The sequence below is a fragment of the Pseudoalteromonas sp. SR41-8 genome (assembly GCF_014163915.1).
In the GTDB taxonomy this organism is placed as follows: domain Bacteria; phylum Pseudomonadota; class Gammaproteobacteria; order Enterobacterales; family Alteromonadaceae; genus Pseudoalteromonas; species Pseudoalteromonas rhizosphaerae.
The window spans coordinates 55185-74525 of sequence record NZ_JACJEE010000019.1; the positions used below are offsets into that span (position 1 = coordinate 55185).

14 protein-coding genes are annotated in these 19341 nt (G+C 39.6%); 4 read left to right on the forward strand and 10 right to left on the reverse strand.

Annotation, left to right across the window (positions count from 1 at the left end; genetic code table 11):
• Positions 1 to 220: 220 nt before the first annotated feature.
• A complete protein-coding gene (locus H5162_RS13645) occupies positions 221 to 2140 on the forward strand; it encodes a transcriptional regulator (RefSeq protein ID WP_182778772.1) in 1920 nt (639 codons plus the stop codon).
• 117 nt (positions 2141 to 2257) lie between these two features.
• Here the strand turns inward: H5162_RS13645 and H5162_RS13650 are convergent, their stop codons facing one another.
• Positions 2258 to 3940 (reverse strand): SUMF1/EgtB/PvdO family nonheme iron enzyme, encoded by a 1683-nt coding sequence (locus H5162_RS13650; protein ID WP_182778774.1) that lies wholly within the window; start codon positions 3938 to 3940, stop codon positions 2258 to 2260.
• A gap of 762 nt (positions 3941 to 4702) precedes the next feature.
• Here H5162_RS13650 and H5162_RS13655 point away from each other — a divergent pair.
• The gene (locus H5162_RS13655; protein ID WP_182758660.1) at positions 4703 to 4942 is read left to right on the forward strand and encodes a type II toxin-antitoxin system ParD family antitoxin; all 240 of its coding nucleotides are present in this window, start codon (positions 4703 to 4705) and stop codon (positions 4940 to 4942) included.
• The gene (locus H5162_RS13660; protein WP_182778775.1) at positions 4942 to 5235 is read left to right on the forward strand and encodes a type II toxin-antitoxin system RelE/ParE family toxin; all 294 of its coding nucleotides are present in this window, start codon (positions 4942 to 4944) and stop codon (positions 5233 to 5235) included. Before H5162_RS13655 ends, H5162_RS13660 begins: the two co-directional genes overlap by 1 nt.
• Before the next feature lie 340 nt (positions 5236 to 5575).
• On the opposite strand, the gene H5162_RS13665 is transcribed toward H5162_RS13660, so the two are convergent.
• Entirely contained in the window at positions 5576 to 6415 is an 840-nt protein-coding gene (locus tag H5162_RS13665) for a hypothetical protein (RefSeq protein ID WP_182759980.1), read from the reverse strand.
• Between the two features lie 362 nt (positions 6416 to 6777).
• Positions 6778 to 8220, reverse strand: a complete 1443-nt coding sequence (locus H5162_RS13670) for an ATP-binding cassette domain-containing protein (protein ID WP_182778776.1) — start codon at positions 8218 to 8220, stop codon at positions 6778 to 6780.
• 145 nt (positions 8221 to 8365) lie between these two features.
• Here H5162_RS13670 and H5162_RS13675 point away from each other — a divergent pair, with 145 nt between their 5' ends.
• Entirely contained in the window at positions 8366 to 8983 is a 618-nt protein-coding gene (locus tag H5162_RS13675; protein ID WP_182778777.1) for a hypothetical protein, read from the forward strand.
• Between the two features lie 6 nt (positions 8984 to 8989).
• Here H5162_RS13675 and H5162_RS13680 read toward each other — a convergent pair whose 3' ends face one another.
• From H5162_RS13680 to H5162_RS13710, 7 genes are all read right to left on the reverse strand, one after another.
• Positions 8990 to 10717, reverse strand: a complete 1728-nt coding sequence (locus tag H5162_RS13680) for a response regulator (RefSeq protein WP_182759982.1) — start codon at positions 10715 to 10717, stop codon at positions 8990 to 8992.
• 123 nt (positions 10718 to 10840) lie between these two features.
• A complete protein-coding gene (locus H5162_RS13685; RefSeq protein WP_182735045.1) occupies positions 10841 to 13174 on the reverse strand; it encodes a fatty acid cis/trans isomerase in 2334 nt (777 codons plus the stop codon).
• Positions 13175 to 13178: 4 nt separating this feature from the next.
• Complete coding sequence (locus H5162_RS13690) at positions 13179 to 13541, reverse strand: hypothetical protein (protein WP_182731668.1); 363 nt, start codon at positions 13539 to 13541, stop codon at positions 13179 to 13181.
• A gap of 127 nt (positions 13542 to 13668) precedes the next feature.
• Positions 13669 to 14334 carry an SDR family oxidoreductase gene (locus H5162_RS13695; RefSeq protein WP_182735044.1) on the reverse strand — a complete coding sequence of 222 codons (666 nt, stop codon included), beginning with the start codon at positions 14332 to 14334 and terminating at the stop codon, positions 13669 to 13671.
• A gap of 278 nt (positions 14335 to 14612) precedes the next feature.
• On the reverse strand, positions 14613 to 15323 hold the full coding sequence (locus tag H5162_RS13700; RefSeq protein ID WP_182778778.1) for a hypothetical protein: 711 nt from the start codon (positions 15321 to 15323) through the stop codon (positions 14613 to 14615).
• Positions 15324 to 15443: 120 nt separating this feature from the next.
• The gene (locus H5162_RS13705) at positions 15444 to 17234 is read right to left on the reverse strand and encodes an alkaline phosphatase (RefSeq protein ID WP_182778779.1); all 1791 of its coding nucleotides are present in this window, start codon (positions 17232 to 17234) and stop codon (positions 15444 to 15446) included.
• Between the two features lie 11 nt (positions 17235 to 17245).
• The gene (locus H5162_RS13710; RefSeq protein WP_182778780.1) at positions 17246 to 18835 is read right to left on the reverse strand and encodes an alkaline phosphatase; all 1590 of its coding nucleotides are present in this window, start codon (positions 18833 to 18835) and stop codon (positions 17246 to 17248) included.
• Positions 18836 to 19341: the final 506 nt, after the last annotated feature.

A 19341-nucleotide genomic window follows, 5' to 3' on the forward strand; every position in this document is an offset into this window, starting at 1 on the left:
AATGTAGGAACGTTTTTTTCATTTCTGAATTCAACATGTCGAAATCATGCACTTATTCAAAATGGGTAAGGCTTTTATTTGAATACATAGATAAGTTGAGGCTGATGATGATGTAACTGTTAATCTTGTCATCACGCTATTGATAAATACTCCCCTTTAAACATTAGGTCGGTTAAGATGATGTTGGATTATAGTAGCAGCAAACTAAATACTTTAAATAATGCGATATACTTTTTTAGATTTTGAATTCGACAGTAACAACTTAATACTCAGCAAAAATGGCGACGATATTGATATTCGTCCTAATGAAGCTAAGCTATTGGCGTTACTGCTTTCTGATTCCACACAAGTTTTTAGTAAAGATGCTATTTTAACTAAGGTTTGGCACGATAAAGTGGTGTCTGAACAGGCTGTATTTCAAAATATTAGCCATCTAAGAGCTGTTTTTGGTAATAGCGCGATTAAAACTTTCCCTAAGCGTGGTTATCAATGGCAATTGAATACAAGCCAAATACAAACAGCAGTAATAACTGAGCCTCGATCTGTAAACATTACGACTACTACAATTAAAGCTAAGCCAATAGCAACTATGCCATTGACACAAAAAATCGGTGCTAACGCAACGTCTGACATAAACTCAAGCGATATATTTAAAGTTGGCCCTGCAGAAAAAAAGCCTATGGGATTTTATGCTTTGCTCACAAGTTTACTGGTTGTTTTCGCCACAGCAATCTTAATCCTATTCCCACATAGTTCTGATAAAGTCGCCGCACCTGCTGCAATTGGCATTGCTTATATACCTTTTACTCAAAGCCTTAGTAACAACACTATAAAGCTCGCTGATGATGAATTTTTTGATTTTACAGAACTACCCCAACTAAGCCCTTTGCACTTTGAAACATCGATTGAGAGTGAATATCCAAAGCTTGCTGATAAGCATCCACTGATACTAACCGCCAACGTACGTACCTATAATTCACTCACCTATCTAGATTTTATCTTGAAAGGTCCTATTACGGACTGGCGCGGACAATTAACAGGTTCTTCCAATCAAGCAGTGATAAGCAAGCTAATACAGCACTTATCACAAGATTACATTTATGACTTATTAATGTCACCACAGTCACTTGAAATAAGGCTGGCTAAGTTATCTATCGCCCATAAAAGCAAACCTAACGACTTTATTAACTTAGGCAAGTTGGCGATGCTTTATATTCAAATGGAAGAGTTTGAAAAAGCCATGGTAATGGCTGATAAACTTGCTAATTTTGCTATTGAAGCACAAAACACACAACAATTAGGTAACGCCCTATTACTACAAAGTGAAATTTTAACAAGAAAAGAATTGTTTGAGCTCAGTTCAGAAAAACTCGCCAGCGCAATTTCTCAATTCAAAAAGATTAATGATGCTAAGCGCCTAGCAGATGCCTGGTTTGCTCAATCTTGGTTAGATCACCAAAATAAAAACTACAATGCGGTGAAAGCAAGTTTGCTCAAATCCGCGCAATTATCACTGCAGGTTAACGATATACTGCGTGAATTAGATGCTCTCACTTACCTTTCAGTTTTAGCTTATAAAAATAAGCAAGCAACAGACCAATACCTTTATTTACAACAAGCTGAACGTAAAATGAAAGCGTATAACTTGCCACCATATCACTTTGCTAAAATCCCCTTTCATTATGCTATTTTTGCCCAAACACCAGCAGACAAAGAACCTCATTTTAAACAAGTACTCGACTTTACCAAATTAACGCCTGACCACTGGGTTGCGCAAAGTAGCCGCAAGAGTTTGCTACAATATTACCTTGATGAAAATCGCTTGGCGGAAGCCAAGGCATTGATTGATAATTTATCTGTAACGACTACATCTATTGATAGTCCACAAAACTCTTATCTAAAAACTTTATTTGCCCAAGCCAGTAAACAAACAAAGGACTTTAATCGCTTAGCAAAACGCACCTTTGAACAAGCGCAACTTTCTGGTGACAGAAACCTGAGTTTGGATGTTGCGTTGTTATTATGTAGTGATAACAATGACTCTGAAAATTACGACTTCTATTCTCAATATATTACTGAGCATGCGGGTGAGAATTGGCGACGTTATAATAAAGATAAATTACTTACGCTTAATCTTTAAAAACGCTATTTAAAAATTTTTTTGCTCTTTTTTATCGAGCTAGTAAGGGTAGCAAGCATATTTCAAGAGCCACGCTAAAAAGCTACCCAAGTAGTTTTTGCTTTTTCTAACTAGGTATTAACTCGCTTTCAAGGATAACCAATTCAGTTTCCAATTATTGTCGCGAGATTTTAGGGTTAGTGTATTCTTACCTTGTTTCAACTTAACCAGAGAGCCTTGCTGAATTTGCCATTTATCGTAACCGCCGGTTTTAAGTACTGGGTTTTCAGCCAATTTTTTTTCATTACTATAGACGTCAAATCCTTTGGTATCTCGTTCGGCTGCAACACGATATTCAAGTTGGTAAAACCCTGCTTTGGCGACATTAAGCTGATAAGTAATAACAGCGTTTTTACCTATAGCATCTGGCCCCGTTAAGACGCTACCAAAGCGCTCACCATCAGAGCTAAAAGAAATTACACTATCACTAAATTCGACTGTCCATTCAGCTTCTACTTTACCGGGAACACTTATCCAACCTGGTTCAATGGTTATCGGCTTACTGTAGTGACTTTGCAGATGCTGTTTAACAGCCACCACGGTATAGTCATATTTATGTTGCCCAATATTTTTATCTGTAAACGTTGTTTGAGTCAGGTTGCTTGCAAGTAACTTAAACATACCACCAGAAAGTAAATTGCGATAAACACGATAGCTATCGACATCACTGTCCTCACTTTTATCCCACGTTAGCGTTACCGAATCGTCTGTTTGCGTTAATACAACATTAGTCACTTGGGCTGGAATAGCAGGCTGATTATCTCGGCGCTTTTGCTCTTGTTGTTGAGCAAAAATTAACTCACGTTGAAATTTTTGACTGCTTTTAGCTAGTTTGGGGGCGGCTCCATCAAGTGCGAGTCTAAAGCCATCAACGCCGCCAGCAAAATCTTCTGGAATAGCGCCTCGACTAAATAGCGGACTATGACTCCAATGCCAACTACCACCTCGAGCAGCACGCAGCTCACACTCGTCACTTACGTAAGCTGAACCATCATTAGCGATATGCTTATAGCCTCGCACATAACAATCAGCTAAGAATTCTTGTACATTACTTAATACATCAAACAAACCAAAAGCATTAGGCTCATACATACCAACAATGCTGGCGTAAGCTGAGTGATCATTACAATGGGCAATATCGCCACTCCAGTTGTAATAGCTAGTATTACTGTCGCGCTGCAAGATACTTTCACCGTATAAATCGCCAACATTGGCATAGTTACACACTTGTGTATTATCAGGATCGTCACCAAAATAATAATCGGTTTTAGTGCCAGCTCTAGCGGCATATTCCCACTCAGCCTCGGTTGGTAATCGATAAGGCTTACCGGTCTCCTTCGCTAACCATTTTGTATAAGCCTGTGCCGCTTGCCAATTGATACAAACAACGGGCTGAAATTCGCTGGTATTTAAGGCATTAGTTTCCCAGTTGCCTTTTGAATACTGTAAGAACCACCCGTTCATTTCATGTCGGCATTCTTTTGGTGCAGCATAATTTGTTGCCGCAATAAAACGACGAAATTCACTTACGGTGACTTCATATTTACCCAGACTAAATTCTTTAACATTGACGTTAGTAACAGGCTGGGTACTTTCTTTTTTGGTAGATCCCATAGCAAAACTGCCAGCAGGAATAGTGGCCATAATCGGCTCTATCGGTTTCGTTGTTGCATGGCCACCAGCGTTAGCAAATTCGTCAGCATGAAGATGAGCGCTGCCAATAGCACAGCAAAATGTAAGTAAGTAGTGATTGAGTTTCATTGGTACATCCTTTGTTATTCGAATTGGTATAACTAAGCCATAACAATGAAATAGTGAATGGTATTAATCTTAGAAAAAACCTACCTTTAGAGTTAAATAGAAAAATCCTAGATTAATTTTATCGAGAATAAAGTGATACCCATCTTAATATTCTCATTTAGGACAACAACCAGAAAGCTGACTAATTTGCTCTATTTACTTTTCAACAATATCTATTCTACTTACAGAAAAAACTGTCAATGGGCTGTAAAACCTAAATTTAATACATGTGAATGACTGCAAGTTAGCAGCTTGCGAATTACTGACTGGGGGTTTATACGAAGTTAAATACTAGGCTAAGGGTTTTTAGCAATTACTCACGTTTGCTCGTCGCTTTCTATGTAAATACTCACAATACCCTTCCTGCGATGCTGGCCTCCCGACTGCACCATGAAAAAAGATCTTTAATTGAATTATTCACAACGAGGGTAAGAGACGCTGCGCTTTAAAGGAATATATAACGCTAATAATGTAAGGACACTCAAATTATAAGATGGGCGTCAGTTTTCTGTTTTCCTTCTATAACTGATGTTTTACCTGATCCTTGGCCTCCAGTAAAAACTCGATTATTCACACGCCCCCCAAAACTAGCGCTTTGCTAAGCAGCTGCCTAAAACTGGCGAGGTCCAAGAAAAAGCAAACTGTTTTTTGCTCGTTTAATTGCCTTGATATATTTTTCATACCATAATCCAATATATATTGGTATTTAAAAGGTTTTACATCATGGCTAAGAATACAAGCGTAACATTAGGCGATCATTTCGATAATTTTATAAATCAGCAACTTAACTCAGGTCGTTATGGTTCAGCAAGTGAAGTAATACGTGCTGGCTTAAGAGCCCTAGAAGATCAGGAAATAAAGACAATGAATTTACGCAATATGCTAATTGAAGGTGAAAACAGTGGCGTTGCTGATTACTCGTATGATTCTTTGATTTCAGAGCTGGATAAAGATAACCACTAATGTCGAAATTCGAATTATCAGGAAAAGCCAAAAGCGATTTAATAAAAATAGCCAAATATACTCAGTTAACTTGGGGGACTGCGCAAAGAAATGACTATTTAAAACTGTTAGATAGTACTTTCCAGCAACTAGCCGACGAACCTATGTTGGGGGTTAATTGCGATTACACAAGAGAGGGTTATCGAAAACAGCCTCAAGGTAGTCACGTAATTTATTATAAAGAACATAAAGCAAAGCAAATTTTAATCGTGAGAATAATACACAAAAGTATGGATGTTAACCGCGCGCTCTGAAAAATATAACGAGCCTGTAGAATCACTCATTTTTAATTTATTGTTCTTGGTGGTTCAACCATAACCGAGTTGCTATTTTGCTCCCCTCATTTACTGCTCATTCATTACTCTTTGTGCAAAAAAAATTAGTGAATTATTCACAACGAGGAAAAGAGACGCAGCGCTTTAAAGAAATATTGCGCTAACATCGTAAGAGCAATGCAAATTAAAAGATGGGTGTCAGTTTTCTCTACTATTCTTCTTTTGTTGTAGTCACCTGAAAGTTAGCTTGTTAACAAAACTAAAATCTTAGTACTTAATTTATAAAAAGTGCTAATTTCAAATAAATACCTTCTTCTATTTAGGTAGGTTTCATCAAAGGTCTCATAATAACCCCTGACAAAGAATCGCACTTACCACAACGAATATTGAGAGTTTGATTGAAATGTAAATCATAAAATACTCTCATTGGTACCACTAGGTCTTCATTGCAACCTATACATGAAAATTTGAAGATGCTTCTAATTAATTCAAATTTATCATTTTTATCTTTTTTCACGAAGTAGCTTTCTATACATTTTGGATTTATGCAGCTTAAAGCTGTTTTATTCTGCAAGTTTTTAACTGGTCGTTTTATTTTAGTGCCACAAGAAAAGCAATTAAAGCTATACTCTTCTCCGAAAGAACCACCCATCAAGAGATTGCCCTTCATTCCTAATAGAAATGAAACTACTTCCAAAACTTTCTTCCTGATTTTATCTTTATTCCCATAAATACTAATGTTATCAGACAATATGCTTGGCACTGGAATATGTAAAGCAACGTTAGAAACACCATTCCATAACTGATGCAGTTTATTAAATTTAAGTTCAGATTGAGTACCTAAGGGAGTGTACTTTATTGACTCAAATTCTTCTTTCGTTTCTGGTGACCTTCCGCCTATTTTTTCATCTGATATTGAAATTGAAAACTCCCTCGAAACATTATTGTCAACTTCATCTGAAATTTGTTTGATGATGTGTTTGGGCTGCCAGTTTTTTAAGTCATTTTCTGATAAATATGAAAAGTAGAGTTTAAACCTCTCATAACATAAGTATTCTAAGGTTAGCCTACACTCCAAAGCAGCATATGTAAGGCTTTGCTCTGTGTTCTGTTCTAGAAGTGAGTTAATGAGTTTTACTCTTTTTGATATATCTAACATATTCAAAGCCCTTAGCTAAATACTCATAACATCTTATTCTGTCCCATTTTAGTGGTTTATCCCCTCCAAAACGACTATTTCACACAATTTTATATTTCCACTAATAGTAAACTTTGTAAATAATCAAAAGCACTTACTGTTATTTTTCGGAACAACGGCGGTTAATAATGTTATCTGCAAAGTTACGAACACTCCTCATATATAGCGCTAAACTTTGGCTTTTTAGTGTTTATTGGTAACTTACTGCTTTAACTTTTTATCGTTGGTTTCGTTGCTCTCAACCCAACCTACGGCGATAAATTTAACGCCGAGCTGCTCTGGTTTTTCCTAGCACCTAGTACCTAAAACCTAGAACCTTTTCCTTACCTAAAATCAGCCATATCTAAATAGTGCTCTATCCCGGTAATTTTATCCTTAGCGTGATGATTGACATAAATCACTGTGCTACTGCCGGCAGCGCATATTTTTTCGATTAACAGTAAAACACGCTGCCGATTGGCTTCATCAAGCCCCAAACATGGCTCGTCTAAAATCAGTAATGTGGGGTGTTTTACCATAGCGCGGGCAATCAATAGCATGCGTTGGTCACCAAAAGACAGTTGTGTAAATGGCGTGTTTTTTAACTCACTCAAACCTAATAATGCTAACCATTGTATGGCGATATCAAGCTGAATTTGAGTTGGCTTTTGATACAAGCCAATGCTGTCGTAAAAGCCTGACACTATGGTATTGAGCGCAGAAATACTAACCCGATATTCCATATGCAAAGCATTCGAAATATAGCCAATATGCTGCTTAATTTGCCAAATACTTTCACCACTGCCGCGTTGATAGCCAAACACTTTAATATCATTGTTATAACACTGCGGGTTATCGCCAGTGATTAAGTTAAGCAGGCAGGTTTTGCCGGAGCCGTTTTGACCACTGAGCTGCCAATGCTGTCGTGCTTTGATTGTCCAATTTAAGTGGTTAAAAATAACCTTACCGCTATAACTGACGCTGGCATTTTGCAACCGTACTAACTCAGGCTCATTAAACTCTGGGGCACTGTGTGCCACGTCTTTGCTAGGAATCGTTAAATCAGTTTGTTGTAGGTGTAATAATTTAAATAAATCATCGCGCTGCTTAAGGTCAGGTGTTGCTAGTTGCTGTTGTAATTCGCCATTTTTCACATAACCATAATGCGTAATAAATACGGGGATTTCATCTAACCGATTAACCACAAAGATCATGGTCATGCTGGCACTTAGTTCGATTAATACGCTACGTAATAGCTCAACGCTTTGCACATCCAAACCGTCAAACGGTTCATCAAGCACAATCAATTCGGGGCGATTACTCAGTGCTTTAATTAACATTAGTTTACGTGTTTCCCCGGTTGAGAGTGCGCGCAAACGTTGCTTAAGCAATGCCTCAAAAGCAAACCCTGTAATTAACTGCTGACATAGCTGTTGATCAAAATATGGGCCTGATTGCTGATAAATCAGCTCTGACACCAATTTAGGGCTGGTTTTACCATCGATGATGTCGTCTTGATCAGCTAATAACTCAGCGGTAATCAATTGCTTTTGCAGATCTGAAGAGACTATTTCTGTACGCTTAAAATCACAACTTCGTGTACCACTGACAATATTAGCTTGATCGAGTAATACTGCTGTTATGGCTGATTTTCCTGCTCCGTTACCGCCAAGCAGCACCCAATGCTGAGCGCTCTCAACCTGCCAAGTTAGATTACTTACGAGAAAACTTTCGCGTTCATTGGTACCAAGGTTAGCCGTCACATTATTGAGTTTAATTGACTGCACAGCGATCCTTTTTAGCTCTTAAATTAATTAGTTTGAAAATACATGACTTTTATTAGCATGGCTATAGAATAAAATTCACGCGGTTTAAACCTTTTTAAATCTGCTAACGTCTAATCTATAAAGCCATTAACAACGAGTAAAAATAATGAATACACTTAGTATCTCTAGTTTAGCCGTAATTCTATTAACCAGTAGTTTAGCTGCTCATGCTGAGCAAAAAATTGAACAGACCTTTGATGTCACTGCCAAGCAGGCATTGGCGATCAACGTCCCCGTTGGCAACCTAGAACTTAGCACCCATCAAGGTAACCAAGTAACCGTGTCGATTGAGCTAAAAGCGAAAAATGATAATTGGTTTAGTGATGATGTTGCACTTGAAGATATCACTTTAAAACATCAACAAAGTAGCGATAAGCTGAGCCTCTCGATTGATAATGACGATGTGCAACAAAGCTGGCTGGTAAGTATACCAACAACCATGGCGATAGATTTAGAGCTAGGTGTGGGCGATATTGAAGTAAATAATTTTGCTAATACTGCCAGCATCGATGTCGGTGTGGGCGCAGTAAGGATCAGCAGCGCGTTAGCTGACTATCAAACGATCACCCTAGATAGCGGTGTTGGCGACACCAAAATAGCAGGCATGAAAAATGATGCTAAACATAGCCGTAAGCTGGTCACCTCAACTAGTAAATATAACGGTGACGGCCAATACCGCATTAACGTTAAAGTCGGTGTAGGTGATATAAAAATCAGCCACTAAAAATTATCAGCCCTCGTTAAATACATTCATGAGGGCTTTTTTAATATCCGCAACCGAAAATGGTTTATAAACATGTACATTAGAGCCAAGTTCATAAGTTCGCTCTAAATCACTTGGCGCAGTGTTGGCGGTGATCACAATGATCGGAACCGTTGAATTTAATTCTTGGCGAATGATATCTATCGCTTGAAAGCCATCCATAACCGGCATGTTCAAATCCATAAAAATTACATTAAACTCACTCTCCGCGATTTTTTGTGTTGCTATTAAACCGTTTTCAGCCACTTCAACCGTGTAATTAAGCTCGGTTAAAATTCGCGATAAAATTGTCGCGTTTAATAAATTGTCTTCTACGATTAAGCAATGCAGTTGTGCGGGTAAGTTGCCTTGATTCGTTATTAGTGCAGCTTTAGATAATGGCAAACGGATCTTAATCTGTGCACCATGCGGTATGACATCTTTAAACTCAACGCCGCCTTGCATAGCACTGACAATATGTTGCACACGTGCCAAACCGGTTTGTAAGCCCTGAAAGTCATTGCTCTGTTCTATACTATGATGATTTAAATATGGATAGCATTGAGCAAAGCCAACGCCGCTATCAGCGACCACTATTTTAATATGACCATCTTGGTAACTAACGGATATTGAAACCTGCCCAGTGCTAGTAAATTTAATGGCATTACTAAGTAGCTCGGTAATGATTTGCTGCAATCGTAAATGATCAAACTCTGTATAGCGATCTAACTCAGAACTGAGTTTTACTTCAAACTTTAACTGTTTGTTATCACAGGCAAACTGAAAAGGTGTAATAGCCGACTCAAGCGTGGTTATTAAATTACGCTTGATAAATTTTAACTGCCATTGCCCAGTATTAAACTGCTGTAGTTCATATAACTCATCCAGCATACTTACAATTCTGCTGGCACAATATTTTGCTTGTTTTTGCAATGCTTGCTGAGATTCTGATAGCTGAAGTTGCTCAATCGAGTCTACCAGCCCTTGTAGCGGTGTTCTAAATTCATGACTTGCCCGTGCGATAAAGCGCTCTTTATAAGTGCTTATCTGCTCTGCTCGCAACTTTTGTTGTTGGTATTTATTAATCGCAGCGGTAATTTGCAGCTCCATAGGCTGAAATATAAATTTCAGCTCAATGAATAGCAACACTAAAGTTAATAGCCAAAAAGCCAGCTCTAAGTTGGACAGCACTCGGGTTTTGAACTTTGCTTGTTGTTCAAATAGCGAGACTGCACCATCAAGCTCCTTGAGCAAGCGTTCAACCTCAGCAACTGTAAATCGCTCTTCTGCTGTATTTGCACTAGGAGCATTTAACAGTAGCTGCACTTTAGCCAAATACGCTAGCGACGTTTGCGCAAGGTTAATTGGTGATGAAAAATAATAAGCAACTAACTGGTCGTCTAAATATAAATAATCGCCATTAGAATGCTGTTGCACTAAAAATTCATGCCCTGATCTAAACTCTGCGCTCGCTTTAGCTAATACATCACGGTGTAATTTAATATTGCTACCAATCTCAGTAACCAAGGCATTACTATGCCAAGCGATTTTTTGTGACAACATCCGCTGCTTACCCGCAACATTGATAATATGAGCATCATCTTTTTGCACAAAAAACATAAACTGAATAAGCAGAGCACTCGCGCTCGAGAGAATCGCTATCGCTAATAACGCCCAACGATAACGCGACCGAATATTAGCAATAATTTGAATCATAATAGGCCCTATTTTTTTTAATAAGTGTAGACCAAAGGGGATAAAGCGACACTTTAAGCAATGATATTAATGAAAAAAATAAACCCCGCTTAAATGCGGGGTTTATTAATTTTGCTTTTATAATTAACGATTTTCTAAACGATTATAATCAAACAAACCGTACTCCACACCACGGTATTGCTTGGCAACTTTGTGCAAAATATCACTGTATTGCCAAAATTGCGGATGTGTTCGGCGAATTGCAAACTGACTCTTTAATGCTCTGTAATCGGCTTCTATTTGCATCAATGGTAGTTGCTCGGCAAATGATGCAAGTTGTTGTGGATTATTCAAATACCAAATTGTTTCAGGGTAATCACCAATAAAACCAGGCACAATGGTGACTGTATCTTCTGCATAAGCGCGCTGCCCTTCTTCGTTCAATAAACTAGAAATATTATAATGAGCATTGTGATGGATCACGGTATACGCTTGATGCTCTGCAGCACCGTCTTTCACTAATATAAACGAGATTTGCGGCAGTAAATTAATTGCTTTTGCAGGCATATTATTTAATTGCTGTAACGGCTCTGGTACTTGTGTGTAATCGAAGCGCGGACTTAACACCGGTTTTAGCGTTTGTTTAATTAAGCCATATAACTCGTGTTGTTGATCCTGTGTTTTGTAGTCAATTCCTGTTGGCTGACTAAACTTATCACCACTTTCAAAGAAATTAGTTAAACTCGGTGGTGCTTTACGATACCAGTTTGCTTTTAACTCTTTACGCTGTGGCTTAGGTAACAATGCTAAAAAGTTTTGCTCGCCTTCTAGACGCAAAAAATCCATGTATAAACGAGTGATCAACTGATGGCCAACATTACCGTAGACATCAAACCCGGCAACTAATAAATAATGTATCCGCTCAAAAAGTGCGTAATCTAATACCCACATGGTTTTTGGCTCTTGGCCAATAAAACCTTTAACCACAGTCGCACTATCAAAATGGCGGAAAATAGTCAGAGCAGCATTATCATTTACCTCGTCACCACGCCATAATAGGTCGGTGGTTAGGTTTTCACCATTTTTGAACATACTATTTGCCAACGTAACCTTGCCTTTAAGGTAAGTATTCTGACGTTTGGCGTATTTGACCCAGCTAGATATAGCTAAAGTATTGCTTTCTTCAGCCGCTGGCAATGCCAAGGCATCTTCATGTTGTAGCAGCATTTCACCCACTTCTGGCGTTGCAACTTTAGCAGGATCAGCAAATGCCACCCAAAAATGATCATTAATAACATTTAACGCTATTTGACCACGACAAACAGGCCCTTTAATAAAGCCCATAATAATTAATTCAGCTTCATCTAGCATGAATTGATATTTAGATTTAACCGGCATGTCGGCAAACACTTTAAATGGGTTGGATGCTATTTCTGGCAAGTAACTTGGCATGCTTTCAACGTGATAATCAGGCGCAATAAACTGGCTGTACAAGCGAGCTAACTTACTGTCATTCAGTGCCAGTGGTAAATGCGTTTTTGCCAAAATAGTCGAACGGTCATGCATTAAGCGATAATACACACGTTCCACTTTAGGATCATCGTAAGGGCGGCGGGTATTTATTAACTCAATGTCCTGCCCTGGTGGCGTACTCGAACGCACCAATTTAAAAAAGCTTTTTTCATCATCTTGAGCAAAATAAATATGCGCTAAATACCAATGTTCAAACACATAACGTGCTGTTAATTGATACTTTAAATCGTCTTGGTTTAAAAAGCTCTCCCAGCGTTGTGCTTGAGCTAAAGCAGCTTTGCTTGGCGGTTTAATATGCGCCATTTTACCGCCCTCTTTAAGCCACTTTTCAAGGTGCTTAAATTCAGTACGCGAAATACCAGGTAACCCATATGGCATCCCGGAATGAGGTTGACTGTTGGCAAGGCTGTCAAATTCTCCTATAGTGGCGCAGCTTTGCGAGCGATCCAGAGAAAAATCAAACTCATCACCTAGAATCTCATCATTTGGTAGCGGTGAGCTCATTTTTAACACTAAACTGTTGTACAACACGCTACCGGCAAGATTTGCTTGCTCTGTTTGCGCTCGTTCATTCAATACAGGGGTAAAGTCTTTATCACGCCACTGGCTAGTATTCGTTGCATCAAAAAGTAAGCGGCTGGGAGTCGATGCTAATAAACGAGTACCATTGTAAACACGTTCCTTACTTAGGCCGCGGTCAATTCCTTCTGGAGATGAAAGTTTCAGTTGGCATGGTGCATCATAGCAGCCATGACAAACCACACAGCGACTCTCGATCACCGGTTGTACATGTTGTAAAAACTCAGCACCGCTACCTGAGTTATGTTCAACCATACGCTGCTGTGTTTGCTCTGGCCCGAATAGCTCATTGTAATGAGCGGCACCTAAATAAGCGCAGCCACTGAGCACAATAATTAGTGCACTCAGCAAAAAAGACTTTCTCATCGAATTACTCGTCCTCATCGCCCAAGTCAAACGTCGGCATCATATCCATTTGTGGGGACACAAATGTTTGCTCTGATTGGGTCTCGAGTACTGCGCTCAATAATGGTCCACGCGTTAAAGTTAGCTGTGCTTGATGTGCATCGCTTGCTAAGTCTGCAAACGCCGGGTTATGGGCTTCTACAATATAATCTGAAATAGTAATAGCAATGCTGCTATCCGGTGCTGGATTTTGACAAAGCTGGGTCAGTAAATCGTCATCTAAAAGTACGCTTATTGAAAGATCTGGAGTCGATAAATCTCGCTCATTTAAGGTCTCATCAAAAAGAAATAACGGAAGGGTTAAACTACTATCTTGCTCTAATTCCATGTGCTGCTCTCAAATACTTAAATCGTTAATATGACAGCATTATAGCAAAAATTAATTAAATTTAGCTAAACTGACTGCTGATTTACAGCCTGTTTAGCTATTAAAGATAACCTACATTAAATATTATTTACCAAGGCAGGGTTTCACCATTTGAATGCCAAAAACCACCGCTATTACTGAGATTTAGTTCATCAATACGCTGTGTTAAGCGCTGTGCAGATTCCTCTGCTGAGATATCGCCTGCAAAATTAACCATTTGCGTTTGCACAAAACCCGGATGAAATAAACCAACAGCAATTTTTTTACTTTTTAATTCATGAGCTAAGCTCACTGATGCGGCATTAAGTGCAGCCTTTGACATACGATAACCAATATAACCACCAGAACCATTATCGGCAATAGAACCCATACGGCTGGTGATCATAGCGACTTTAGCATCAACACCTAAACTGTGGATCAAAGCATGAGTCACTCGGATCGGTGCTACCGCATTGACTGCAATTTGTTGATTGATGGTATCAAAATCCATCTCTGCCATACTTTCATTATGGAAAATACCGGCATTGTTGATCAACACATCAATCTTATGACCGTGCAATTGGCTCTCAAGCGTTTCGATATCTGCTGCATTGGCAACATCAATATTACTGATCACAGTTACATCTAACGCTTTAAGTTCGGCACTAGGGCTTCGGACCACTGCAGTTACCTGATATCCCTTTGCTAAATATTGCTGACATAAATTAAGACCGATGCCACGATTTGCACCTGTAATTACCACGTGCTTTGCCATACTTTTACTCCCATTCTATATACACTCTATAACTGAGAGTTTGGGGCAAACAAAAATAAAAAAAGCACCTGAGTGCTTTTTTAGTCAATTAAATTAAGCATAACTAGCTGCATTTCAGATCATTTATGAAGGAGAACATAATTGAAAACACCGCCCTTGTTGAGCGGTGATCACACTAAAGCTGCCCTATTCGGGAATATCGGTTGGTGGTACACAAACCTTTCCATCTGGCTATTAATCTTGAAACTGGAACTTGGCCTTTTAACACTCGGCTCTTTTTAGTGGCTGTGCCCACCACCAAGCGCTTTACCATTAGCATCATAAAAGCCCGACGCACCATGCTCGATAAATCCTAAGTTAATCATTTTGGCTAAAAATGGGTCGCCTTCGTTATCACCGATATCCGCATAGTCAGTCGTTTGATAAGCATCCCATAGGGCAAATTGCTGCTGTATCGGAGCTTTTTTAAAGTCCACAGTGCCCAACGTTAATGTTTGAGTAAGTTGCGGTTTACTAATACTCATTGCGCTTACCAGCTTTTGATTTACCAACCATGCAAGCTCAATCGTAGTATCACCTTGCACTAATTGATAATGCTGTATTTTCTTGCAGCCATCACCTTGCTCATCAGTTAAAGTCATCTTAGCAATAAAATCATCACTAACTAATTGGTATTTAGTACTCCAATCTTGCTGACCTTGCACCTCTGAAGGTTGATATTCAATACCACGCTGCGGTGTTTGAAAGTAACGAATTGGCCGAATTTGCTGATTACTCAACTGTTGCCACACTTCAACTAATTCAAGGCCTTGCTCTGCAACCTGATGGGGTGTTCGCCATAATGTAAACTGTTGAGATTCAGCCACAGCTTTGCCCGCAACTTGCTTACTAACCTGATAGCTTGCTTGCACATATTGACTGTCCAACGCGCACTGCGTGGCACTGGCCAATGGACTTATTAACGCTAAAGATAGGATAATTTTTTTCACTGGATTCTCTTTTCGATTTAATACCGTGGGTCACTGTAATGTGTTTATTTTGCAGATTAATGACAAAGAGCAACTCAGTTTTGAGTTGCTCTTTAGTAAAGCGTATTACATGACAATTACTTAATTTGTAACTTTAGCATCCGCTTGTTTTACTAAGTCAGCTGCATAATCCATCACGTGAAAAATAAAGCTCTGCTCGTTAGTACCTGTTACCAAATGCGCACCAGGGCCAATTGCATAAACACCAACATCTTCACCAGCATGAGTTTCAGATGACAGCGGCACAAGTGCTTCTTGGTGGAAACCTGGACTTTGTGTATCCACATCGGTTAAATCAACACGACCGGTTACTGGGGCAAAGTCGTAACCTACATCAGCATCCGTTTCCTGACCTAAATCTCTAAAGCCGCCACCATTAGCATAACCTACAGTGGTGTATGGCATGTTATCGGCAGCAAGTGTTGGCTCGGTTTCACCAACGGCAACCACTTTACCTAAAATTGGATTACCGCGTTTTGGGTAGCCTGCGATAGTAAATACATGGCTGTGATCGGCAGTAACAATAATCAGCGTATCTTCAATGCTGGTTTTATCAAGCGCCACTTGCACCGCTTTTGATAACTCAATGGTATCGCTTAAAGCGTTATAGGCATTGCCCGCATGGTGAGCATGGTCAATTCGTCCAGCTTCAACCGTTAAGAAAAAGCCTTTCTCGTTGTTATCCAATACATCCAGTGCTTTTGCTGTCATCTCTGATAACGATGGTTCACCCGCAATATCATTGCCACGGTCAGCTTCGTATTGCATGTGAGATTCATTAAACAAGCCAAAAATTTGTTTAGTGTTAGTCACATCAATCGCATTAAAACCTGCTTGATCCATTACGTATTGACCATTTGGATACTGAGCTTGCCATTCAGCAGTTAAATCACGGCCATCAGTACGATCGCCTTCTACCGAGCTTACTGCATCAGCTGAATTATATGCTGCGTCTTTTGGTAAGAAATGACGACGACCGCCACCCATTACCACTTCAAGACCATCAACATCGATCCCAGCAAAACGCGCTTCTAAGTTCTTTTCAAAGTTAACCAGTTGCGATGCAATATCTTCACAATTAGCCGCTTCCGACTCAGGCATATCTGAAACATCTTCCCAATTGCGGTTTGCCGCTTTTGCATACGTTGCAGCTGGTGTGGCATGGGTAATACGTGCAGTTGAAATAAGTCCCGTTGATTTACCTGCAATTTCCGCAAGCTCTAATGACGTTACTAATTCATGGCCTTTACCTGACAAACAATTACCATTAACCACTGCTTCATCAATACCAATAACACCGACATCAGTTTTTACGCCTGATGCCATTGCTGTCATCGTACCTGCAGAATCAGGTGTTTGTGCATCAACATTATAAGTTTTAGCAAACCCTGAAAACGGTAGTGTTTCAAAGCTTAACTGATGTTCTTCACCCATTTTGCCCTGTAACTGACCCGCTAAAATACGCGCAGCTGTTACTGTTGAAATCCCCATACCGTCGCCAACAAACAAAATGACGTTTTTCGCTTTGCCAGACTCTTTAACAATATTAGCAATATTATCTTGGCTACTAGCTAATTTAGTGTGTGCTTCTTTATACCAAGTATTGGTAGTAAGCGGCGCTAACTGTTGTGGATTCAATGAAGTTTCAGGATCGTTACACACTACAGTGGTTGTAGTTACTTCATCTGCATCAAGCTCACCATTTTGATTGCTGTCGTCACCTGTTAGGGTTTCAATGCCACCATTGATACATTGCTCAGAGCCAACTGCAAGCGTATTTTTAACCGTCAGTGACTCAATTTTATCGTCATCATCAGAGCAACCCGCTAACGCAACAACCACAGCAAGAGATATTAAGTTAAGTTTTTTCATTGTAATCACCATTATTCTTCTATTAGTTCGAGCGCTTGACTGATAATGTGGAAAATAACATTTTGCTCCACAACGCCTTGTGCCAACTGTGCCCCTGGGCCTTTAGCATGCAATGAAATATCTTCACCAGCATGAGTTTCTGAGTCAAGCGGGACTGCTGCTTCTTGATGAAAGCCCGGTGTTAAGGTATCAACACCACTTAATTCAACACGCCCAGCAACTGCTGCGGCTAAATATGAAGCGTCTGCATCTGTTTCATCACCTAAATCTCTAAAGCCCAAGCCATTTGCGTAACCGACTGTGGTATAAGGCATACCGTCAGCTGCAAGGGTTGGAGTATCGCGACCTACTGCTACAACTTGACCCAAAATTGGGTTACCGCGTTTTGGATAGCCAGCAATGGTAAATACATGGCTGTGATCCGCAGTGACTAAAATAAGTGTTTCATTTGGATCGGTATTTTCTACTGCTGCTTTTACCGCATTGGCAAATTCAATTGTGTCATTTAATGCGTTGTAAGCATTACCGGCATGGTGGGCGTGATCGATACGACCCGATTCAACCGTTAGGAAAAACCCTTTTTCATTATTCTTTAAGATATCAATCGCTTTAGTCGTCATTTGCGTTAATGAAGGCTCACCTGCAATATCATTACTGCGATCCGCTTCATATTGCATATGCGATTCATTAAATAATCCAAATACGCGTTTGGTATCGCCATTTATTGCGTCAAAGCCGGCCTGATCAGTAATGTATTTACCATCGCTATACATTTGCTGCCATTGCGCTGTTAAATCACGTTCATCAGTACGATCACCTTCGACTGCACTCATAGCATCATTAGAGTTAAATGCAGCATCTTTTGGTAAGAAATGACGACGACCGCCACCCATCACCACTTCTAGACCATCAACATCAACACCCGCAAAGCGCGCTTCAAGATTTTTTTCGAAATTAACTAATTGCGACGCAATATCTTCACAACCTGCAGTGACTGCATCTGCAGGCATGTCGGAAATGTCTTCCCAATTACGATCAGCTGATTTTGCATACGTTGCAGCTGGCGTTGCGTGGGTGATCCGTGCAGTAGAAATAATACCTGTGGCTAGGCCTTTAATTTCTGCAAGCTCTGTAGCTGTAATTAATTCATTACCTGCTACAGTTGCACATTTGCCACGTTCAATGTCTTCGTTAACACCAATAACACCAACATCCGTTTTAACACCTGAGATAATAGCCGTCATGGTGCCTGCTGAATCCGGTGTTTGCGCATCGACGTTATACGTTTTTATTTGTGCCGAATACGGAAATTCTTCAAAGCTCAAAAAGCCCTCTTCTCCTAAAGCGCCTTGTTTTTGGCCTGCAAGGATACGTGCTGCGGTGAGGGTTGATATACCCATGCCATCACCAACAAATAGAATTACGTTCTTTGCTTTAGTGGCTGGTGTTGCATTAGCCATCGTTTCTTTAGAGGTTAATTTAGCCTGTGCAGCGCTATACCAATCACTTTTCATTTGGTTATCAGGTAACACACCTGCATTAGCACCCGCTGACAACGCCAGTGTTAAACCAATTGCAGTCGCAATTTTATTAATTTTCATTTTTAAGTTCCATTGATACGATTTGGTCAAGAATGTCTGTAGTAATGAGAGCATCATATTAGGTAGGTTTTGTTACTTAAAAAGTGACTTTATGTTACATAAAAATTAAAAGTTACATTGTTTTTGTTTGTTATATCATAACGTTACAATGATTCAGCGGTAAGCGGTAAGCGGTAAGCGGTAAGCGGTAAGCGGTAAGCGGTAAAAATCTAGATCTCCTCAACTTAAATAGCAAGAAAATTTAATATATTTACTTTCTGTTATAAGCGCGGTGGCAAGCCACTCGCCTACAAGTACATATTAACACCGAGCAGCTTAAAACTTTCCGCTTAGAGCTTACAGCTCAAATCGCAGGCATTGAAAAAGGCCACCTAAGTGACTTTTTTCTAACAATTAACTTAAAAGTTAATTATTACTCATTGAACGTTGCTACAAAGCACCTACGCCTATGGGTAACAGCGCCACCTTCACATGACGTAAATCGTAGGCATTAAAAAAGGCCACCG